Genomic DNA, 1,818 nt, shown 5'->3' with positions numbered 1-1,818 from the left:
GTCATGAGGGTGGCGGAGAACCTGAATGCGGCGTTGCACGGCGCGTTGGAGAGCACGCCCGACCTGTATCTGCTGGGTGAGGACGTGCTGGACCCCTACGGGGGTGCGTTCAAGGTCACCCGGGGGCTGTCGACCCGCTTTCCGGAGCGGGTGCTGTCCACTCCGATCAGTGAGAACGCGATCACGGGGGTGGCGGCGGGTCTCGCGCTGGCGGGGGACAGTGCGGTGGTGGAGATCATGTTCGGTGACTTCGCCACGCTGGCCTTCGACCAGTTGGTGAACTTCGCCGCCAAGTCGGTGTCCATGTACGGGTCGCGGGTGCCGATGCGGATGGTGGTGCGCTGTCCGGTCGGCGGTGGACGGGGCTACGGGCCGACGCACAGCCAGAGTCTGCAGAAGCATTTCGTGGGGGTTCCCGGGCTGGCGCTCTACGAGGTCTCGCCGTTCCGGGACAACGCCGAGGTCTTCGCCGAGATGCTGGCGCGGGAGGAGCCCTGTGTCCTCTTCGAGGACAAGGTCCTCTACACCCGCCCCATGTACGAGGTCGAGCCCCCGTTCACCCTGCAGGACACCGGGCCGACCGCTGTGGTGTCGCTGGACGCGGAGCCGGACTGCGTGGTCATCGCCGGTGGAGGCACCGCCCACCGCGCCCTGGAGGCCATGCGCTCGCTGCTGCTGGAGGAGGAGATCGTCTGCACCCTGCTGGTCCCCTCCCGGCTCTACCCCGTCGAGATCGACCTCCCCAGCACCCGCCGGGTCTTCGTGGTGGAGGAGAGCACCGCGGGCGGTACCTGGGGTGCCGAGGTGGCGCAGGTGCTCCACCGGCGTCACTGGACCCGGCTCGCCGGGCCGGTGACCCTGATCCACTCCGCGGACGCGGTGATCCCCACCGCCCCCCATCTGGAGCGTGAGGTACTGGTCAGCGCCTCCACCATCCACCGCGTCATCCGGGAGACCCTGCGTGGCTGAGCTGCTGGTGCCCAAGCTCAACAACAACGACACGGACTATGTCCTGATCGAGTGGCTGGTCAAGGACGGTGATCCGGTCCGGGCCGGTGACCTGGTGGTGGTCCTGGAGACATCCAAGGCCGCCGAGGAGGTGGAGGTCGATGCCTCCGGGACACTGCGCCACCTCGTCGCGGAGGGCGACCGCTGCCGCCCCGGCCAGGCGATCGCCCAGGTCGAGGACGGCGCCGAGCCGACCCGCCCGACGGTGCGGGAGCCGGACGTGAAGACGGCCGACGGGCCCCTGGTCACCCGGCCGGCGCAGGCCCTCATCGACGAACTGGGCATCACCCCCGGGCAGATCGCCGCGCTCGGCGTCCCGGTGGTCCGCCGTGCGGACGTCGAGGCGCTGGCAGCGGCCGGGGATTCCGGCCCCGCCGACGGCGCCCCCGGGGCGCCGATCACCGGCGTGCAGCTGGGCGTCGCCAGGGCGGTGGAGCTCTCCCACCGGACCATCCCCGCCGCCTACACCGTGGTGCGGATGGACCTGGGCCCCGCGCTCGCCCACGCACGCCAACTCACCCGGACCGTACGCCGCCCGGTGGGCCTGGCCGAACTCTTCGTCCAGCAGGTCGCCGCACTGCACACGGACTTCCCCCGCTTCTTCGCCGCCGTCCAGGGCACGACCGCGACCCTGGCCGACACCCCGCACATCGGCGTCACCATCGACCTCGGCGAAGGACTCTACGTCCCCTGCGTCCACGACGCCGCCCACCGCACCACCGCCGAGATCGCCACCCAGCTGATGAAGTACCGCCTGGCCGCCACCACCGGATCCTTCCGCGAAAGCGACCTGACCGGCGCCAACTTCGT

General features: G+C 70.9%; 2 protein-coding genes. Both read left to right on the top strand.

Features of this window, described 5'->3' with window-relative positions:
- Positions 1-969: alpha-ketoacid dehydrogenase subunit beta (locus AOK09_RS30010; protein WP_322973221.1), on the top strand; the 969-nt coding region annotated here is incomplete at its 5' end.
- Positions 962-1,818, top strand: an 857-nt coding sequence (locus AOK09_RS30005; protein ID WP_055590379.1) for a 2-oxo acid dehydrogenase subunit E2, incomplete at its 3' end; no start/stop codon positions are given. The genes AOK09_RS30010 and AOK09_RS30005, both read left to right, overlap by 8 nt.

This window comes from Peterkaempfera griseoplana (assembly GCF_001418575.1).
Taxonomy (GTDB): domain Bacteria; phylum Actinomycetota; class Actinomycetes; order Streptomycetales; family Streptomycetaceae; genus Peterkaempfera; species Peterkaempfera griseoplana.
Note: the sequence above shows the minus strand (reverse complement) of the source record. Positions and strands in the feature narration are given on the sequence as shown.